This window comes from uncultured Eubacterium sp. (assembly GCF_934295145.1).
Classification (GTDB): Bacteria; Bacillota; Clostridia; order Lachnospirales; family Lachnospiraceae; genus Eubacterium_I.
Genome location: NZ_CAKRAS010000005.1, coordinates 1 through 20,154, shown reverse-complemented (window position 1 = coordinate 20,154; position 20,154 = coordinate 1). Strand labels below are relative to the sequence as shown.

At 37.6% G+C, this 20,154-nt stretch carries 20 protein-coding genes; 5 read left to right on the top strand and 15 right to left on the bottom strand.

The window, feature by feature from the left end; genetic code table 11:
* Positions 1-11: 11 nt before the first annotated feature.
* The 12 genes from Q0I54_RS01785 to Q0I54_RS01730 all read right to left on the bottom strand — a co-directional run bounded on the left by Q0I54_RS01785 (position 12) and on the right by Q0I54_RS01730 (position 11,598).
* Positions 12-1,085, bottom strand: a complete 1,074-nt coding sequence (locus Q0I54_RS01785; protein WP_296115951.1) for an alanine--glyoxylate aminotransferase family protein — start codon at positions 1,083-1,085, stop codon at positions 12-14.
* A gap of 13 nt (positions 1,086-1,098) precedes the next feature.
* Positions 1,099-2,298 carry a CDP-glycerol glycerophosphotransferase family protein gene (locus Q0I54_RS01780; protein WP_296115949.1) on the bottom strand — a complete coding sequence of 400 codons (1,200 nt, stop codon included), beginning with the start codon at positions 2,296-2,298 and terminating at the stop codon, positions 1,099-1,101.
* A gap of 26 nt (positions 2,299-2,324) precedes the next feature.
* Positions 2,325-3,776: a lipopolysaccharide biosynthesis protein gene (locus Q0I54_RS01775; RefSeq protein ID WP_296115947.1), complete on the bottom strand. Its 1,452-nt coding sequence runs from the start codon at positions 3,774-3,776 to the stop codon at positions 2,325-2,327.
* 31 nt (positions 3,777-3,807) lie between these two features.
* Positions 3,808-4,314, bottom strand: coding sequence for a DapH/DapD/GlmU-related protein (locus tag Q0I54_RS01770; RefSeq protein ID WP_296115945.1), 507 nt, complete (start codon positions 4,312-4,314; stop codon positions 3,808-3,810).
* A gap of 1 nt (position 4,315) precedes the next feature.
* Positions 4,316-5,131: a phosphorylcholine transferase LicD gene (locus Q0I54_RS01765; protein ID WP_296115943.1), complete on the bottom strand. Its 816-nt coding sequence runs from the start codon at positions 5,129-5,131 to the stop codon at positions 4,316-4,318.
* Between the two features lie 13 nt (positions 5,132-5,144).
* Positions 5,145-6,269 carry a glycosyltransferase family 4 protein gene (locus Q0I54_RS01760; RefSeq protein ID WP_296115941.1) on the bottom strand — a complete coding sequence of 375 codons (1,125 nt, stop codon included), beginning with the start codon at positions 6,267-6,269 and terminating at the stop codon, positions 5,145-5,147.
* 36 nt (positions 6,270-6,305) lie between these two features.
* On the bottom strand, positions 6,306-7,259 hold the full coding sequence (locus Q0I54_RS01755; protein WP_296115939.1) for an O-antigen ligase: 954 nt from the start codon (positions 7,257-7,259) through the stop codon (positions 6,306-6,308).
* 206 nt (positions 7,260-7,465) lie between these two features.
* Entirely contained in the window at positions 7,466-7,918 is a 453-nt protein-coding gene (locus Q0I54_RS01750; RefSeq protein WP_181369271.1) for an acyltransferase, read from the bottom strand.
* A 113-nt stretch (positions 7,919-8,031) separates the two neighbouring features.
* Positions 8,032-9,132, bottom strand: a complete 1,101-nt coding sequence (locus Q0I54_RS01745) for a glycosyltransferase family 1 protein (protein ID WP_296115932.1) — start codon at positions 9,130-9,132, stop codon at positions 8,032-8,034.
* Positions 9,133-9,146: 14 nt separating this feature from the next.
* Positions 9,147-9,644 carry a glycosyltransferase gene (locus Q0I54_RS01740; protein WP_296115930.1) on the bottom strand — a complete coding sequence of 166 codons (498 nt, stop codon included), beginning with the start codon at positions 9,642-9,644 and terminating at the stop codon, positions 9,147-9,149.
* Between the two features lie 11 nt (positions 9,645-9,655).
* A complete protein-coding gene (pssD, locus tag Q0I54_RS01735; RefSeq protein ID WP_367270768.1) occupies positions 9,656-10,120 on the bottom strand; it encodes a PssD/Cps14F family polysaccharide biosynthesis glycosyltransferase in 465 nt (154 codons plus the stop codon).
* A 38-nt stretch (positions 10,121-10,158) separates the two neighbouring features.
* Positions 10,159-11,598 carry a hypothetical protein gene (locus tag Q0I54_RS01730; protein WP_296115929.1) on the bottom strand — a complete coding sequence of 480 codons (1,440 nt, stop codon included), beginning with the start codon at positions 11,596-11,598 and terminating at the stop codon, positions 10,159-10,161.
* Between the two features lie 487 nt (positions 11,599-12,085).
* Between Q0I54_RS01730 and Q0I54_RS01725 the strand changes: the two genes are divergently transcribed.
* Positions 12,086-13,657 carry a metallophosphoesterase gene (locus Q0I54_RS01725; protein ID WP_296115927.1) on the top strand — a complete coding sequence of 524 codons (1,572 nt, stop codon included), beginning with the start codon at positions 12,086-12,088 and terminating at the stop codon, positions 13,655-13,657.
* An 80-nt stretch (positions 13,658-13,737) separates the two neighbouring features.
* Here the strand turns inward: Q0I54_RS01725 and Q0I54_RS01720 are convergent, their stop codons facing one another.
* From Q0I54_RS01720 to Q0I54_RS01710, 3 genes are all read right to left on the bottom strand, one after another.
* The gene (locus tag Q0I54_RS01720) at positions 13,738-14,706 is read right to left on the bottom strand and encodes a glycosyltransferase family 2 protein (protein ID WP_296115925.1); all 969 of its coding nucleotides are present in this window, start codon (positions 14,704-14,706) and stop codon (positions 13,738-13,740) included.
* 10 nt (positions 14,707-14,716) lie between these two features.
* On the bottom strand, positions 14,717-16,258 hold the full coding sequence (locus Q0I54_RS01715; protein ID WP_296115924.1) for a hypothetical protein: 1,542 nt from the start codon (positions 16,256-16,258) through the stop codon (positions 14,717-14,719).
* Positions 16,259-16,378: 120 nt separating this feature from the next.
* Positions 16,379-16,660: a hypothetical protein gene (locus tag Q0I54_RS01710; RefSeq protein WP_296115922.1), complete on the bottom strand. Its 282-nt coding sequence runs from the start codon at positions 16,658-16,660 to the stop codon at positions 16,379-16,381.
* Positions 16,661-17,108: 448 nt separating this feature from the next.
* Here Q0I54_RS01710 and Q0I54_RS01705 point away from each other — a divergent pair, with 448 nt between their 5' ends.
* From Q0I54_RS01705 to Q0I54_RS01690, 4 genes are read left to right on the top strand one after another with little or no spacing between them, the layout of a single operon-like run.
* Positions 17,109-17,405 carry a thiamine-binding protein gene (locus Q0I54_RS01705; RefSeq protein ID WP_109214784.1) on the top strand — a complete coding sequence of 99 codons (297 nt, stop codon included), beginning with the start codon at positions 17,109-17,111 and terminating at the stop codon, positions 17,403-17,405.
* Positions 17,374-18,156, top strand: coding sequence for an ABC transporter permease (locus tag Q0I54_RS01700; RefSeq protein WP_296115919.1), 783 nt, complete (start codon positions 17,374-17,376; stop codon positions 18,154-18,156). Before Q0I54_RS01705 ends, Q0I54_RS01700 begins: the two co-directional genes overlap by 32 nt.
* Positions 18,153-19,232 carry an ABC transporter substrate-binding protein gene (locus tag Q0I54_RS01695; RefSeq protein ID WP_296115918.1) on the top strand — a complete coding sequence of 360 codons (1,080 nt, stop codon included), beginning with the start codon at positions 18,153-18,155 and terminating at the stop codon, positions 19,230-19,232. The genes Q0I54_RS01700 and Q0I54_RS01695 overlap by 4 nt, the downstream gene beginning before the upstream one ends.
* Positions 19,233-19,256: 24 nt before the next feature.
* Complete coding sequence (locus Q0I54_RS01690) at positions 19,257-19,991, top strand: ABC transporter ATP-binding protein (RefSeq protein WP_296115916.1); 735 nt, start codon at positions 19,257-19,259, stop codon at positions 19,989-19,991.
* Positions 19,992-20,154 lie beyond the last annotated feature (163 nt).

Genomic DNA, 20,154 nt, shown 5'->3' with positions numbered 1-20,154 from the left:
CTGTTTAACGATTATAACAGTCCTCTGTTCTGCATATCTTTCAAAGCTTCCACCAGTGTTGTATTATCGTCTGTTGTAAGTGCACCGATATGACCAACTCGGAAAATCTTTTCTGCCAGATCACCACCATTTGGGCAAACCCAGATATGATACTCATCTTTCAGTGTCTCAAATATTTTATAAGCAGAAACATTCAATGGATGAAGTGGTGTTACCGCATTTGACATAGATTCAGACGGGATTTCAAATGGCATGTCTTTGATTTTTTCTCTGAAATCTGCTGCCAGTGAAGCAATCTTTGCTGTTTCAGCCTCTACGCCGCCTGCTTTTTCAATTTCCTGTAAGCGGGCATGAATCTGTCTCAGGATACCAACGGCGGGTGTGAATGGAGTCTGCCCGCGCTCTCCGTTTTTTAACGCTTCTTTCAGATCTAAATACAGGCACTGTGGTGTTTTCTCATATACACGCTGTACTGCATGTTCAGATAAAACGATAACAGAAATACCCGGAGGGCACGCAAGTGCTTTCTGCGATCCTGTCAGCATAAGGTCTACGCCAAGTTTCTCCATGTCAAACTCATCTGCCAGGAAAGAACTGATTGCATCCACCAAAAGGAACATATTGTTCTTTTTACAGAATTCACTGATCATAACCGGGTCATAGTGCACACCGGTGGATGTCTCATGAATATTTACAAGAAATCCTGTATAATCTTTTCCATCATACTGATCTAACATTTCCTGTGTCAGTTTTTTCCCGATTTCTAGTTTGATCTCTGTATATGGGATCTGATGAATCTGACAGATTTTCACAAAACGCTGTCCAAAACTTCCGCCATTTACGATAAGTACTTTATCCTTTGTATCAAAAACGTTGATGACTGCTGCTTCCATTGCAGCTGTACCTGATCCGGTCAGAAATACAACACGCGCATTTTCATCTGCTTTTGCAAATTTCTTCATGAGATTCTCATTTTCAAACATAATTTTTGAAAATTCCGGTGTTCTAAAATACGGTACCTGCTCCGCTCCAATTGTACGAACCTCTTCACATGACATTACTGGTCCTACTGTAAAATTAAGCATTTTTGTCACTCCTTTATAACTTCATAAATTCAGCAATTCTCTTGCTGCTGTTTCCATCTGTATATTTATAAATTCTTCCGCAAAGTTCTTCTCTCTGCTTTTTATAAGAATCTTTTTCCTCTGAAACATCTTTCAGGAATCCCAATAATTCATCATAGCAATAAATTTTAGGACCTGCAATATATTCGTCCGGATTGTCCACACAAAGACCATTCGTGTAAGAATCCAGATCAGAAAAATCATATCCGATTGGTCTGTTCAGCATCAAATAGTCATATGCAATACTGGAATAATCACTTAATAACGCATCCGAATCTTTTAACAGTCTGTAATTGTCTACATTTAGTTTTTTCACAGTGCTTCCTGTAAGCACACAGACATTTGACATGCCATGTACTTTTATGGTCTCCGGATCCTGCATCGGATGTATTTTTATGATCAGAAGCATATCCATTTTCACAAGCGCATCATTTAGCTGTTTTAATTCTTCCTCTGATTCAATGATTGGAATCCCCAATGGCTGCTCCTTCGTACTGTCGTTCCGTTTATAACCTCCGCCTTTCCGGAATGTAGGCATCCAGATTACCACTTTGCGATAAGACTCTTTCGTCACTTTCGCCAGTTCATTTTCTGATGGTGTAAACAGCCGGTCATAGCTTGGATATCCAAGATATACAAATCTGTTATTTGGGAATGGTAAGCCTCCCTGCTTTGCCTGAATTGGTCCATATGCTTCTGACGGAGACAGAATATAATCAACCGAATCAGACAGATTACATTTCCCAATTACACTTTTCAGACAAACCGCTCCATGAGTAAAATAAAATGATTTCTGGTCGGCACGAACTTTATTTGTCACCACACAGTCAGCTGTAAATACTTTTGCCTTGCATACATACAACGCTTTTTTCAGACTCGGTTTATATAACCAGCACCAGTCAACATTTGCTGGTAAAGATTCCGGAGCCTTATTTTTTAACAGCCATACAATTTTGTACTTATCATTATAATGATTTTTTATCAGGTAGTCATAAAAAGCACCGCCATTGGAATCAAAGTCATTATGACTTTCAATAATAATGATATTCTGTAACGGTCTGTGTTTCAAAAAGAAATTACAGCCTTTTTGTAGGATCAGGTCAAGCTTATAATGATAAAAGACATCAAAAACCCTTTTTATTCCATTCTTTTTAATATAACTAACGGCATTCATCGTTTTTCTCCTTTATTATCAGCTCATCAGGAATTTCTGATATTCTTCAGCCAGCCTATGATTTTTTTTCTGTTTACAAACATTACAGCCAGAATAACTGCAACAATTGCATAACGAATAACAATATGCCTGTATGTAAAGGTCATCACAAACATCACGCACAGAACAGCTGCCAAAATAAGCAGCAATTGTTTCAAATTATATACTTCTGATGCCCGAACTCCTTCCTGATGTAACGCTTTTCGATAGAAAAAATAGTGCATCAATGCTAACAGTCCATAACAGACTAATGTTGTATAACCTGCTGCATAATATCCAAATAATTCGATAAAAACTTTATTTAATCCTAAGTTTGCAACCGCACACACGATGGATGCCAGGGCAATAAATCCTGTCTTCTTAAAATAATATTCAATATTACTGAACAGAGAATACAGGAAAATCAAAAACATAGATACTGCAACCGGCGGTACAACCCAGATTGCCTCGTAATATTTTCTTCCACCAAAAATTAAAATAATTTCCGGGGCAAAAGCCATGGACAAGATAACCAGCACTGCGACCAGCACGCAAAGCAGGGTCGCATTCTTTTTGATTCCGTCATATTCTTTATCTTTTAACGCCTGATATGTATACGGTGTAAATGAGTTGTTAATTGCATTTGTAATCAACAGAACCATCGTACCAATTGTGTAGGCAATACTATATACCGCTGCTGCCGAGCTTCCAACCATATCTTTGATCATAATGCGGTCTGACTGACTGAGCACCATGGTTGAAAGAAAATGAGGGATCAAAGGCAAGTTAAATAATAACGCATATTTCCAGTATTTCTTATCAAACAGCTTCTTTCCATTTCTGACAATCACAAAAAATGCGACCAGAGAAATAACTGCTTTCACAAATACATCGGAAAATACTCGTGCTTCCAACTTATAGTTATCTGTAGCAAGCACGGAAATAATTCCAAGCAGAATACTTCCCACACTCATTCCCAGTGTACTCAGCACAACTTTTTTGTATTTATACTCAAAACGCTGTTTTGTTGACCAGAACTCATAGGCAGACATTGTAAATATTTCCACAAACAAGGCAATGATCAATATCGGTGATAAGCTTAATTTTCCTGACCAGAACGTCAGATTGCACGCAAATACCGCAAACACCAGCAACGTGATCAATGACGTCAGACCTAATACAGATGATGTAAAACGATCCTTATCATCGTCAAACTCTATCAAACCTTTTCCATATTCACCGGAAAACAGATTTAATGTTGCAAAAATAACCAATATACTGTACCAGGATTGGAATACCGAATAATCACCGTACTCATCTGTTGTCAGAATTCTGACAAAAACAGGTGTGGAAATCAGCGCAATTCCTTTATTTAAAATGTTACAGACCGTAAACCAGAACGAAGCTTTTACCGGTTGTGACATATCTTTATATTTTTGAATCCATGTTGAAATTCGCATATCACACTTCCATTTCTATTTTATTAATCAATTAATGAAACTTCTTTTCTTTTTTAAGCTTTTCATAGTGTTCTATATCACGTGTTTTAAACGGAACTGCCGGATGTCCTCCTGCAATCGCATAAGCCGGAATATTCTTGCAGACCACACTTCCAGCCTGGATAATTGCGCCTTCCCCGATTTCTACTCCACCCAGAATGATCACATTATTTCCAAGCCAGACATTATCACCAATCGTAACATCTTTATGGATATACTGATTTCCATACGGAATCGCATCATCTGTATCATAATTGTGGAAAGATGAAATGATCTGACAGCCCGGACCGGAATGGAAATTATCTCCAATCACAATTTTACCATTTCCAAATATAGACATTCCATTAAAATTTACATTCGTTCCAAGCTCTGTATTTGACGTAACAAAAGATTTTCCGCCACAATACAGATTTTCACCACAGCATTTTGCTGTCTTTTGAATTCTTTTCTTATAATATTTTCCTTCCCATCTGCTCAGGGTTTCTCTTATTTTTGACATATTACTCCTCGAACCATTTATCGTATTGACCGTAATCAACTTTTGCATTTGTATGTGTTTCACGCTCATTTTCCGGCGGCAGTGTCATATAATCGCCATAAAGAGAACTCAGGTATTCATCATAATCCCTGAATCCTTTAAAGTTATAGCCTTCAAACGTATATTCTTTTCTGTTCACCAGCCACTTTTCTTCCATTTTTTCATCCGGATAGTCACTGGTAAAACAATCATTGAAGTTCGTATTATTATATTTTGTAATGTGAGCATATATTTTTTTCTTTAATTTTTCAATTGTTACAAATCTTCCCAGGAAATGAAGGATTTTATATCCTGTCCGTCCGGAATGTTCTTTAACCCCGTACCCGCATTTGATCCAGAGCATTGTCTTTAACAAATGATTTTTTTTCAAGAAAAACTTTCTTTTCATTTCTCCATCTGGAAGCTTGTCATAAGGAAAAATGTCTACAAAAATCCCATGATGAATGTCTACACCAATGGAAAAATCCTCTATGATCTCTGTTCCGATCAGCTGTACCTTCGCCATCGAATAAGCAAAATTCCTGTCCGTTTCTGCTGTCTGCAGGAAAAAAATATCTGTATTCAAATCTTTCTTGCAGGCTTTGAGGAAACGTTCATAATCATTTCTTGTCATGGCAAAATCAAAGTCATCATCCCACGGGATAAAACCTTTATGACGAACAGCTCCAAGCAAAGTACCTGCCGTAATGTTATACGGTATATCATTTTTATCACAAATACGAATCACTTCATTTGCAATATATAAAATCAATTTCTGTATTTTTTGTGTCTCTGTCATCTTAAACTCCATATTATTTTCTGTTTACTAATTCCATGTAACATTTTTCCAAACCTTCTACGGTATGGTCAATAGAAAAATACTGTGCTGTCTCATAACAATTTTCAGCCATCTCATCTGCTTTTCCTTCGTAATAAGCTTCTATCAGAGATGCAATTGCCTCTGCAACTGCTTTTCCTGTTTTTTCACTGGTCAGCACACCATTTTTATGTTCTGTAATAATTTCCGGAATTCCACCTACTTCATTTGCAACACAAGGTACTCCATAAGACATTGCTTCAACCAGCGAAATACCAAATACCTCTTCACAAATAGAAGGATATACAAAAATATCAGCTGTTTTTAAATATTTTGCTATATCGCGCTGCATGCCCGCAAAATGTACAATTTCTCTCAGGCCCAGCTTTTCAGACATCATCTGCAAATTTTCCTGTTCTCCGCCATAACCGACAACTTCAAGCTGTACCGGATATTTTTTTCTCAGTTCATCTATTGCCTCAATCAGCAAATGTACACCTTTAATTTTTTCTAATCTTCCAATAAAAACGATTTTAAATATATGACTTTTCTCTACCGCCCCCTGCTTTGGTTTGCGGTATTCTGTCTGCGGGACTACACCATTATATACAACTCTGCACTTAGAATCCGGAATCTTAAAATAATCTCTGTATGATTTTTCTCCGGCCTTTGACACAAATACGACCCTGTCAGAAATGTTCAAGACATGTTTTTGCAGCCATGCCCGAACTTTATTCTTAAAGTTTGAACTGTAATCATAATAAAATTCCGGTGAAAAGCAACTATGTGCCACCAACACATATTTTTTTCCCGGTAACAGAAATTTGAGCAGCGAATAATAGAACTGAATTACGATAGCACTATGATGAACTACAATGATATCATACTTTTTTGCAAGAGAAAGCAGCTCACGAATTCTTTCTTTCGTTACTTTTTTACTTCCACAGGAAACCAGAGAGACAGCATCTCCATTTTTTTTCATTTCCTCATAAATTGCACCTTCCTCAAACAAACAACAAAAACAATTTTCCTCTGTTCGTATATCAGAAATACATTTACATAAATTCTCGATGCCACCAACACCGCCATCTGATAACAAATTTAAAACTTTATAAGCCATATGTTAATTCTCCTCATTCACAACCTGTATACAAAATCATGTTCTGCTCTGTATTTTTGAAATATCCGGTAAATACAGCAATATCATTAATGTAAGCATAAAATACGGGTAAAAAGAAACACTGTCAAACAATGCAACACACATAAATGCGATCATTGTTAAAGTTCCTATGCTTCTTAAAATCTTATTCTCTGTCTTTCTGACACAAAATGCCACTGCAACAAACATAACAAAAAACAGAATCGACAATACAATTCCGCCATCCAGCAGATTTTGTGCAAATTGACTATGTGCATAGTTAAACTTTCCACCCCAGTATAATTCCAAAGTCACTCCCTGAACGCCATAGCCAATCACTGGAGCTTCTTTTATATGTTGAAGTGCTACTGCCCAAATACTCTGTCTCGAATTCAACATTGAAATCACAAAACCTGGCAAACGAACATTCACCATAACCAGAATTGCACTAAATATTGTATATAGCACGATATAAATTGGAATTCCTTTACAAAAGATACCATATACTTTAAAGATTACTAAAACAATAAACACAACAAGCAGCACTACAATTAAAATAGCACTGGCAGCATTACTGGTCAACATTGTTAAGGCAGAAAGAATTTCCAGCAACAATGCAGTTTTCTTTCTACTCCTGAATTCCAATGCTCCACACAAAATTCCCAATGCCCCAAACTGCGCTGCCACCTGAATATGTCCCAGAAAAATAATATGATATTCTGCAATCTTATATTGCATAATATATGGGTTGAATATTGTCAGGTTCAACAAAAATAAAACGATCAGGATATTGGATATCATTTTTATAAAATGCTTTGGATCATTGCGCAGACATAAAATGGCATATACACACAAAAAAGGAGTTGCTATTATATTCTGTAACCCCTCATGTAAACCTCCCTGTGCTGTCAATGTAATCAAAATCACAGCTGCAAAATAGGAAAAAACAGCAATCTCCGCCTTTTTTTCCATATGAATTAAATTTCCTCTATATTGTAAACACATCTCAAATATAATCAGGAGCAGCGCCAGATATACCCACGCCGTCATGAATGGCTTATAAAGCGGAACGACATCATAAAATCCTCTTGGATTTAAAAATGGGATTAGGATAAAATAACCGATTATATTATGTATATTAATCTCACGTACCTTTGCAGTCATACAATTATCAATCCTTACTTACTAATTTTTCGTGCCGGAACTCCTGCAACAACGGAATAAGCAGCTACATCTCTGTTTACAACAGAGCCGGCAGCTATGACCGCACCATCGCCAATCGTAACCCCTTTTAATACAGTTACATTTGCACCACACCATACATTATTTCCGATTTTAACAGGTGCACTCACCAATTCTTTTAATATTTTTCCATCTTTTCTGTCATGGTCATGATCCACCACCACAAAATTATTTGCAAACATGCACTGATTGCCTATCACAATATTCTCTGCTGCCGTCAGACTGCAATTATGATTAAAAAAGCAGTTATCACCTATTGTAATCTCCGCCTTATCCGTACACTTTATATAAAAAGGTCCTGCCGTCATCAAAAAATTACCAATCCTGCATTTTGCATCTGAAAACAGATCTATCTCAATCCTGCCTTTCAGTGAATTGATTTTTGCCATTTGTATACGATTCCCGTATAATATTTTATATTTCATATAGGTAAATACACTCTTGCATCCTATGATTACCTTTTTCATATTGTTCTTCCTTCCTTACTGCAAACATATACTGCTTATTTTCCGCAGTATATGTCATGTAGTAACTCTGCATTATCCCGTATATCAAACCCAGATCTTTTTGTCTCAGCTATCACATTCAAAGCTTCTTCATTTCTGTCTGTATTTTTAATTTTCTTCAACAAAATATCAGCCCACACATCCGGGTTTTCTTCTAATGAGCAAAATTCCACTAAATCAGAAAAAGCACAGTCTGTTGTAACTTCATTCGACAATACACACGGAAGTGCTGCGATCTGCCACTCAACAGCAACAAGCGGAAGTCCCTCAAACACAGACGGAAGAAGCATACCATCCATCGCCTGCAGGAAACAATTCACCTGATCTGATAGTCCCATAAATTTCACACAATCTTTTAATCCCAGCTTTTCAACCTTCTGTTCTGTCTCTCCACGCAATGGTCCGTCCCCAAACAAAACCAGCTCTGTATCCGGCTGTTTCTTATGAACAGCCTGAAATATATCTATTAAAAATGCATGATTTTTCTGCGGTAAAAAACCGCCGACATGTCCGATTACCGTCTTATTTTCCCAGTGATACTTTTCCCTTATCGACCTGCGTATCTCCGAATCAAATTTATATTTTTCAATATTTCGGCCATTTGCAATAATCGTAAACGGACGGTTTCCAAAAAGCCATTCTCCTGCCGCTTCACCACATGCCAGATTTTTGTTACACAACAAATAAAAGAAAGGGCGTAACATCTTATCCGCCCTTACCTGTTCGCAACAGGTATTATGTGAATGCGCGATTCGACATCTGCATCCTCCAAAAAAAGCCGCCGCCATTTCAATTGTCATAGTTGCACTGTTACCATGTGCATGAACTACATCAATTTTCTTTCTTCGAATCACTCTGACCAGTGCTTTAAAATATGCTGTGGTATCTGTTCTTCTGTTTGGGAGATCAATGATCTCACATCCAAGTCCAGTGATCTTCTCCTCAATTTCCGGATGCACTTCTATCGTTCCAGCCAGATAAATTTCAAGATCATCCCGCTTCATAGCCTCCAGATTTGCCAGGATCACACTGGTAATTCCTTCATATTTTAAACCAACTGTACTGATTATCAATACCTTTTTCTTTTTTGTTTTCATCGTTGCTTTACATCCTATTGAAATAGATTATCTACAATTTTTTCAAATTCCCGGTTAAATTCTTCATTATGACTTTTTGCGCCCTGTGTCATTGTCGAAATAATCGTATCATAGTTGCATACGGCATTCTGCAGATCGGCGATATCATACACAGGAATAATTGTTCCCATACGCTTTGAAACATTTTCAACAAATTCCACCTGATGATTGTTTACGTGTTCTCCATATTCTGCCTGTCTTGGCACTACCACAGGTGTCTTTCCCATCTGCAAAGGCATAATAAAGCTTGCCGGCCCACCATGCGTAATAACGATTCTGGCTTCTGCCATCTTTTTCTCCATATCCGCATACGGTACAAACTTACTCCATTCACAATATTTTGGAGAATATGTGCTATACCCCGTCTGAATAAATATATCATCAGTGATCAGCTGATCCCTTTTTAACTCATCAATTGCCTTTACCAGACGGTCAAAAGGCTGTTCGTGAGTTCCTACTGTTACAAATATCATTGTTTTTTCCTTTAAAAAATGCTTCCTAAATTGATTGCTTTCTTATATACCTGTTTCTGTTCTTCCCATTGCACAATAAATTTATCTGCAATCGGGTATACCATTTTACCTGACATTGTCGGTTTATCGATTCTGTCAAACACTTCCACATAAATCAACTTTGCACCGAACAGTTTTCCCAGATAAAAGAACGGAACAGATACTGCTGCTCCTGATGAAATAATCAGATCCGGCCGTTCCTTTCTCAGTACTTTCCATGCAATTTTTGTATTTTTGATCAATGCTTTCAAACTTCTGTTTGTCGGAAAATAGCACGGATACATTTTTTCATCTTTCAATAAGCTTCGTGCATCTTCTTTATCAAAAGTAACCCAAAAACGTTCCTTAGTACTCCAAAATGGCTTCAACATATATAAATGAGTCAGGTGACCTCCTGAAGATCCAACCAAACATACTTTTATATTATCTTTTTTCATTGAGTACCCCCTCTTCCTTTCAGTCATTGTCGTCTCCTCTAATTTAATGCGACAATCCCCATAAGATCCATATTATATTCCATGCAGATTTCCATTTCACGGGTTATGGTTTCATAACGGGCACCTGAAAGCTTTTCTACAAGAACAATATTTTTCAAACGGCTCATTTCTTCCACCGCCTGCGCCTGTTCCAATCCACCTGATACTTTACAAAGTTTAATTCCTGCTTCCTGTAACTGCTGTTCCGCTTCTCCAACCCATGTCTGCATATATTTATCTTCGCATGCGTATGCCATAATCATTTCGTGGATATCATTTTTCTCACATTCGTATTTTACATTTGACACCAGTAACTTTAATGCAGATTCTCTGTCATTTGACGCACTGTCTTTTAAAAGTATCTTTCTCACTTTTCTGTAAAGAACATTTTTTCCGGATACCGGGATTTCAGCTAACACTCTGCTATTATATAAATATTTAATATCGTTACTTGAGTTGATTGTTCCACGTAACAAATATGCTATCATTATATAGAGAACGGCAAGAACAATTCCAATTGCTCCGCCAAGTCCAATATACTTTTTACTAATAGAAACTTTTGTTACAACTGCTGCTTTATCTTCATCAGAAGATGCTTCCTGACTCTCTTTTTCCAGAACAATTTTCTGTGTCGTGCTTAACTGTTCTGTTAACTGTTTTGTCTGATCTTTCAGCGTAGTGATCGCTGTCATACAATCTGACTGTTTCTGCGCAACAGAAGAATCAACCATATTAGAATAAGAACAGTTAACCATTGTTATTGTATGAGTATACATTTTTCCACTCAGTGTTTTTGCGTAATCTGAAATACAGGAAATAATACTATCCGCAAGATTTTCACAGGATTCCTTGTCTGTATACTTTACCTTCACTCCAAAAGTACTACCGGTATTCGTTGTTACCATATTGCCAGTCGTACTGTTTCCATTATTTACCGAAGCATCTTCATAACTGATAATTTCATTCAGATACTGTGTTTCTTCTTTTACTCCGCTGGCTTCTAAATCTTCCAGTAACTGTCCATCATTTACATACATATAATATGCATATTTAAGATCCGCCAGCTGTTCATTATTATCTGTTCCAATGAGGAACTGAATGGACGCTGTACTGACATTATACGGATCCAGCTGCATCAATACAGATTTCTCTGCATACTCCTGTTTTTTTTCCAGAGATGTCTGTGTATATTCTGCTAATCTTACCTGTTCCAGTTCTTCCTCTGTGAGGCTTTTTCCCGCCTCTTCTACTGACACCGCCGTAGGACTAATATCTGCGGATTTTTTATCCTTTATGTACTTATATCCGCCCAATGCAACAGCAAAGACAACTGCAGCCAACAATATTAGCTTGATTCGTCTAAAAAGTTCCAAAAGCAATTCTGTCACGCTTACAATTCTGCTGTCCTGAACTTTCTTATAATCTTTTTTTGAATTCATAAATTTCCTCCATTATAATACCAACAGACAATTTCGTACATTCTGCAAGTATTTAATATGTTTCACTTTATCACTTTTTCGTTATTTTTACAAGAAATAATCATTCCCTCACCAATTCTGATCAGAATACTATACATACAGTAATGAAATATAGCATATGCAAACAGGAACTGTCAATTTGCAATCCCCTTCCATCTGTTTCTTCATAATTTTATTAACTTTTCTTCATAATTTCATAATTTGAATTATTTTATTAATTATTGTAAACTATTGCATGGTGTGTAATAGTCATAACACACTATGTATTATTTAATTTATATGTAGCCTCAGAATTTTTCATTTAGAAAGATTCCGAGAATACATTTTATAAATGATGGAGGTTAGAAATGAAGTTTTTTAAAAAAGTCACTCTATTACTGGTGATAATGGTGTCCTGCATGGAACATATCACAATTATGCTCTCTGGGGACTTGTAAACAATGGAAAATTGCAAAAGCAGGAAACTGTTGCCCAAAATTCCAACGGTTGGTGGTACATCTCTTCGAATGGATTTGTTGATTTTTCTGCTGACACTGTTGCTAAAAATTCAAATGGATGGTGGGTCATCCAAAACGGCAAGGTCAATTTTAACTATACCGGCTTTGCCGATAACAAATATGGCACCTGGTATTGCCACAACGGAAAAGTTGACTTTCATGCTGACGGTATCTTGCATGGAACATATCACAATTATGCTCCCTGGGGACTTGTAAACAATGGGAAATTGCAAAAGCAAGAAACTGTTGCCCAAAATTCAAATGGGTGGTGGTACATCTCTTCGAATGGTTTTGTCGATTTTTCTGCCAATAAATTAGCAAAAAACTCCGATGGGTGGTGGTTTATTCAAAATGGAAAGGTTAATTTCAATTATACCGGCTTAGCTGATAATAAAAATGGAACCTGGTACTGCCGCAATGGAAAGGTAGATTATAGTGCAACTACTGTTGCTGATGGAAAAAACAGCCGTTGGCTGATTCAGAATGGGAAAGTAAATTACGACTATACCGGATTATGTCAGGTAAACGGCAGATATTATCAGGTTTCAAAGGGCAATGTTCTTTTGGAAGTAAACGACAGTTCCAAAATCCAACTTAAGTCTTATTATCAGGAAGAAATGAAAAAAACAATTGATACTGTAAAATCTCTGCAGACAGAACCTACACTTGTTTTTCCACTTATTACAGATATCCATTACATGTCCAATACAGAAGCTCCTGAATTGATTCAGGATGCAATTGTGAATATCGGATATTTTACCCGGGAAATTTCGTGTCTTGGAGTCATTAATTTAGGAGATAACACTGATGGAGATACTTCTCAACAGGAGACTTTATCCAGAAATAATTATCTCATGCAATTGTTCCAGGGCATTGGTATTCCATATTATCCGTGTATCGGAAATCATGATGATAACCGATATAAAAAATTATTCAACCTGGATCAGATTGAAAAATCTTATTTGCAATTAACACATGATGTTGTCATGGATTCATCTATGTCCGGTACAAATTACTATAAAGATCTGCCAGATTATAAAGTACGTTTCATCTGGCTGAATGCAAACGTAGAGGGAAGATATGGATATTCCGATGAGACCGTAGACTGGTTGGAAAATACAGCACTTCAGACTCCTGACGGATATTCTATCTGTGTATTTACACATATGGATCCCGAATCCTCCCATGACTACGATAACAAGTATTGTTATAACGGATATAAAGTGCAGGCCCTTCTTGCTGAATATAAAAATTCCGGCAAAGAAATCATTGCCATGTTCAGCGGACATAATCATGTAGACACAGCCTTTACCTCACCTTATTTGTCAATCATGACAAACTGTCAGCGATTTGAAAATGAGAATGGTGATCCCAAACTGTGGCCGGCGGGGGCAACTAAACCAACTCGTCAACTGAACACTTATACAGAGGACTGCTGGGATGTCGTTGTAATCCGACCAGAAAGCCGGAAAATCAATCTGATTCGATTTGGAGCTGGAGAAGACCGGGAGTTCAGTTATTAAGATTTCCAGATAATAAATACGGACGGGAAGACTTATCTTTTATCTTCCCGTCCTACTTTTATTGCCATATCAATCTTATACTATTTGTCATCCATATTTTGCTTTTCATATGTTCGATCACTTATGATATAACGTGGACGATGTTTTGTTTCCATATAAACTTTCCCAATGTACTGACCAATCACACCTGTACACAATAATTGAACACCGCCAATAAAACATATCACACATATCATACTTGCCCAGCCCGAAACCGTATTTCCAAGTGCCCAGCTAATAACAGCCCATATAACTCCTATAAATCCTATAATTGACACCAATATTCCGAAATTAGTAATCATCTGGATAGGCTTAACCGACAGACTTGTTATACCATCAAATGCCAAAGCAAGCATTTTTCTGAGTGGATAATGAGATTTACCAGCCATACGTTCCTGCCGCTCGTAATAAACAGATGTACTTTTAAATCCCACAAGTGGAAACATGCCTCTCAAAAACAGATTCACTTCTTTAAACTCAGAAAATGCTTCCAACACTTTTTGGGAAACTAATCGATAATCTGCATGATTATAAACAACTTCTGCTCCCATAGTATTCAGCAACTTGTAAAAGCCTTCTGCTGTTACTCTTTTAAAAAAAGTATCTGTATCTCGTTTACTTCTGACACCATATACAATTTCACATCCATTATGATATTCATTTATCATAGCTTCCATAGCAGTAATATCGTCCTGTCCATCGCAATCAATAGAAATTGTAATATCCGCATATTTTTTTGCTTCCATTAAGCCTGCCAATACAGCATTTTGATGTCCTCGATTTCTGCTTTGGCAAATACCAATATAATGTTCATCCTTTTCCGCCAGATTTTTTATAATTTCCCATGTTTTATCTCTGCTTCCATCATTAACAAATAGTATTCTGCTTTTGCTCGAAATTTTTTCTTTTTCAATCAACAGGCTTAACTCTTCCAAAAACAATTCTGATGTAATTGGCAAAACGTCTTCTTCATTATAGCATGGTATCACTATCCACAACACTGTATCCAACTCAAACACCTCATTTCTTTTTCTCTGCTCTATTTAGTAAAAGTGCTACTCCATACATTGCCAACAATATGTATAATGGAACATAAGCATATAAATATCTGGATCTTGCCTCAAAAAGTAATTCAAATATCGTTAATCCTATAACAGAAAGCATTAGTACACTTTTTTCTTTTTGATTTTTATAGCATACTCCCAGAATTCCTAATCCCAGACAAGTTAACCAAATCATTTGGACAAAATTTATCCAAACTGTATTATATTTTCCAACAGAACTATAATTTCTATTATAATAAAGTCCTCTCAAGAAACCACTGATTTTTGTATTTCTTTCCATAACATTTATGTAAAACGACCCTTCTCCACCCCAGAAAAAAGTTCCGTCATTATAATTTGTTAGCGTTTTTCTTATCATTTGTTTTGAGAAACCCACTGCACCCATATCTTCAATACGCTCAAATGCTTTCTGCAGATCTGCTTGATCACGTTCTTCCACCGTTTGCAATGAATCTGAATAAGAAACATCGTCCCCGGACCATACTCCCATTGTCTGGGTATTCATTCCCATCATAAAAAAATGTTTTATTCCAAAAGCTTTTTCATCATCAAGCTGTATATTCAGGCTTCTCACTGCGGCTATTGAAATTCCTAACGCTAATAAGAATCCCAAGATAAGAGCTGCCACTTTTTTTAAATATCCTCTTCCAATGCAGCTTAATTTTATATTTAAAATTGTTATTAACATAATTGCAATAGCGACTATCATTGTTTGTGGTTTAATTTTATATCCAATATAAGATAAAAACGGAATCGCAAACCACGAAAAACACTTAAATTTTTCTCTATTGACATAAATGTACATTATCAAAATCGGAAATACTAATGCTATCGAATCAGAGTATGGAATCGAAACCCAAGGTGACAAGCCTATAAAAAAAAAGTATATACTATATCCCACCATCGTTAAAACAGGATTATAAAACAATTTACTTATTATTTTTGCAAGAAGTACTCCTGTACATGTATTAAACGCACATTGTACGCACAAAAGCATAAGATATTCATGCGCATGACCGCCCAAAAAATGAACAATTTCCATTATCTTCGAAAAGACAAATACCAAAAATAAATTATTTGGATATCTCGAAAAATAATTAATATATATATCTGTTAATTCATTATGTGCAATTTTATCAGCAAGTCCTACTACTGAAGCCACATCCCAATCTGTATACACATAATAATTCCACACAAAATATATCTGCATTAAAAATATCATTACCGGAACAACTATCCAGAAAATTATAGGTTTTATTTTACATTCTCTATCTGCCTTTTTGCAAATTGTCACAATGCCACATATTGTGATTCCACCAAATATTAATAATACAATTGCAGGCAAAAAGTTTTCACTATAAGATAATGTCCAATAACGTATGTGCGCAAAGAAAATACAACATATCATGATAAATATCATCATTAAACCATATATACCAGCAATGGCACTATTTAGCATTCTAAACATACTTTGTACGATTTCCTGTACTCGTTTCATTATTTAGATTCTCCCATCTGATTTTTTGTTTTCACCTTCAACATTATGCATTCATTTTCTTACATTGTAAAGAAATTCTTCATCCAACCTGCTATTTTAAAATCTAAAAGCTGTGTATTTTCAAATCTTTGCCACTCGCCAATCATACCTATATGTATCAAAAAAATAATCCTGATTTTCTATTATACACTCGTTTAAAAGTCTTTCATAAGCATTTGCCATTCCACTATATGCAACAGCCGTTGGATGCCCTCCAGACATATTTTTATAAATTTCTGATTGAAAGAAAGAATCCTCTGACTGAACGATATTTGGAATATTACAACTGATATCATCAAATTTGTAATATGGATTCTCAGTTGTTGATATTTTAACTGTATTTTCCAGTTCCTCAATAGACATAGAAGGTCTGCCATTGATTTATAGGAGCTAAAGTTTTTAAAAGCGAATTCATATATCATAATTCCATCTCCTTGAGATTTTTCACAATATCATTCTCTTGCTGTTTTCCCTTGACAATTCCCCTCCCCTGCGTTAACATTCTACACGTAAAGTGCCATACAAGCGTTTTTTCGCTTTATAAATTAACCAGGGGAGCAATTTGCTGAGAGTAAGGATAAACCTTAGACCCTTATACCTGTTGGACAATGCCATCCGAGGAAGTGTTACATATATTAGTATTAGATAAACTATCGAAACTTCTATGCGCATCTGCCAGCTGGTGGATGTTTTTTATTGCCGAAACGTGTAATTTTACACATTTCCGGTCTGAGAAATGATTAATTTATTATGATGTTATGGCATCAGCAAATGCAATTTAATGTACTATTTTTTCAGGGAGGAACAAATAATGAACGCAAGTGTAGCTATTCAGGTATTACCGACAGTCACAGATGAAGATGAAGTCATCCGTATCGTAGACGAAGTCATTGCTTACATCAAATCTACAGGTCTGAACTATTATGTGGGACCATGCGAGACATCCATCGAAGGTGATTATGACGAACTGATGGAAATCGTAAAAAACTGCCAGCTGGTTGCCGCAAAAGCAGGCTGCCCGGCAATGAACACCTATGTAAAAATTTCTTTTAAACCAGAGGGAGATGTACTGACCATTGACAAAAAAGTTACAAAGCATCACCAGTAAGATTCCGGCAATCGTCGCTTTATGCCTGATCGTACTGGCATGGTATCTGATCTGCATCTCAGGACTGGTTCCGGCTTATATGCTGCCATCCCCGGTCAACGTGGCAAAAGCTCTGATTTCAGACATGCCACTGATCCTGATGCACGCCAGATACACCCTGCAGGAGGCATTTTACGGTCTCTGCATCGGTATCCTGCTGGCATTTGTCAGTGCCACACTGATGGATCGTTTTCTGACCATCAACCGGGCATTTTATCCGCTGATGGTTATCACACAGACGATCCCGACCATTGCCATTGCGCCGGTTCTTGTGCTTTGGATGGGTTTTGGCATGGCTCCAAAGATTGCGCTGGTTGTCATCACCACCTTTTTCCCGATTGCAGTCGGTCTGCTGGACGGATATAAAAGTGTAGATCAGGATGCGGTCAATCTGATGCGTGCCATGGGTGCAACCAAAGTTCAGATTTTCCGGCATTTAAAATTTCCATCTGCTCTGAACCAGTTTTTCTCTGGTTTAAAGATTTCTGCCTCCTACGCTGTGGTTGGCGCAGTTGTAGCAGAATGGCTTGGTGGATTCAACGGCCTTGGTGTTTATATGACCCGTGTCAAAAAGGCATATGCGTTTGATAAAATGTTTGCCGTTATTATTTTTATCGTGATCATTAGTTTGCTACTGATGCTCGCAGTCAACATTATCAGAAATTTATCCATGCCTTGGATGAGAACAGAAAAAGAGGGAAAAGAAGTATGAAAAAGAATTATTTAAAGAAACTTGCTGCTGTATCTTTAGCAGCTGCTATGGTATTTTCCATGACCGCATGCGGAAATACTGACAACAATGCCACAAAAGGAAATGCATCCGACAGTTCTTCTGCTGCCGCTGAGAACACTTCTAAATCAGATAAAGAACTGACAAAAATTACATTCTGTCTGGACTGGACACCGAACACAAACCACACAGGTTTATACGTTGCTCAGCAGCTCGGTTACTATGAGCAGGCAGGTCTGGATGTTCAGATCGTTCAGCCGCCAGAGGATGGTGCTGCATTAATGTGTGCTTCCGGTCAGGCTCAGTTTGCCATTGAAGCGCAGGATACGATGGCTGCTTCTCTGGATTCCGAGAATCCACTTGGTATCACAGCTGTTGCTGCGGTTCTCCAGCACAACACTTCCGGTATCCTTTCCCGTCAGGGCGACGGCATTGACACTCCGAAAGGAATGACTGGCAAAACTTATTCCACATGGGAGTCTCCGATCGAACTTGCTACTTTAAAAACTGTTATCAACGAAGACGGTGGAGATTTTGATCAGGTAAATCTGATCCCGAACGACATCACAGACGAACCGGCTGCACTGGCTGCTCATCAGACAGATTCCATCTGGGTATTCTACGGATGGGGCGGAATAAATGCCAATGTAGAGAAAACACCTTGTGATTTCTTCTTCTTTAAAGACGTAAATCCGGTATTTGATTACTACACACCGGTTATTATCGCAAACAATGAATTTTTACAGAACAGCCCGGATGTTGCAAAGAAATTCCTTGAGGCAACTCAGAAAGGTTATGAATACGCAATCCAGAATCCAGTAGATGCCGCAAATATGCTGATTGCCGGCGACAATACAGGTTCCTTAAGCGGATCTGAAGAACTCGTTCAGGCTTCCCAGCAGTATATTTCCGAACAGTACGTTGCAGATGCTCAGAAATGGGGCTTCATCGACGAAAACCGCTGGAATGCATTCTACAAATGGCTGGCAGATAACGGTCTTACTTCCAAAGATCTGACTGGACAGGGATTCTCAAACGACTACTTAGGCGGTAATTAATATTTACACAGGAAGTTAGTTATAATGGCATTATTAAAAGCAGAACATATTACAAAAATATATGGACAGCGGACAATCATCAAAGATATCAATATCGAACTGAATCAAGGCGAACTGGTCTGCCTTCTGGGTGTCAGCGGTTCCGGAAAGACGACATTGTTTCACATTCTTTCCGGACTGGCCACACCGGAGGAGGGACATGTCTATCTGAATGACAAAGAAATCACTTCCACACCGGGACAGATCAGCTACATGCTTCAGAAGGATCTGCTGCTACCGCACAAAAAGATTATTGATAACGTGTCACTCCCCCTCGTATTAAAGGGCATGAAAAAGGCAGATGCACGAGAAAAGGCCAATCCGCTGTTTGCAGAATTTGGTCTGGAAGGAACACAGTATCAGTATCCGAGCCAGCTATCCGGTGGTATGCGCCAGCGAGCCGCACTACTGAGAACCTATCTTTCATCCAACGGTGTCGCGCTGTTGGATGAACCGTTTTCCGCGCTGGATACAATCACGAAGTCCAATATTCACAAATGGTATCTGAATATTATGACTCATATTGACCTGTCTACGCTGTTTATTACACACGATATTGATGAGGCAATTCTCTTATCCGACCGCATTTATATCCTAAATGGTACACCGGGTGAGATTAAAGATGAGATCGTGATTCGCGAGAAAAAGCCTCGGCCAGATGATTTTTATCTGACAGAAACATTTTTAGACTATAAACGAGACATCATAAGTCGCCTTTAATTCTTGTTTAGGGTGGTTTAAAAAAAGCTGGAAGAAAACTCCAATGCCGGCACGAATGATTTTCTATCTGCGCTGCGCCGCCTATTTCCGACCGCTTCCGCGAACTCACCAACAGCAAAACCAGCTGTTGGCTCAGACACACTCCCGCGGTCGGGCTATGCTC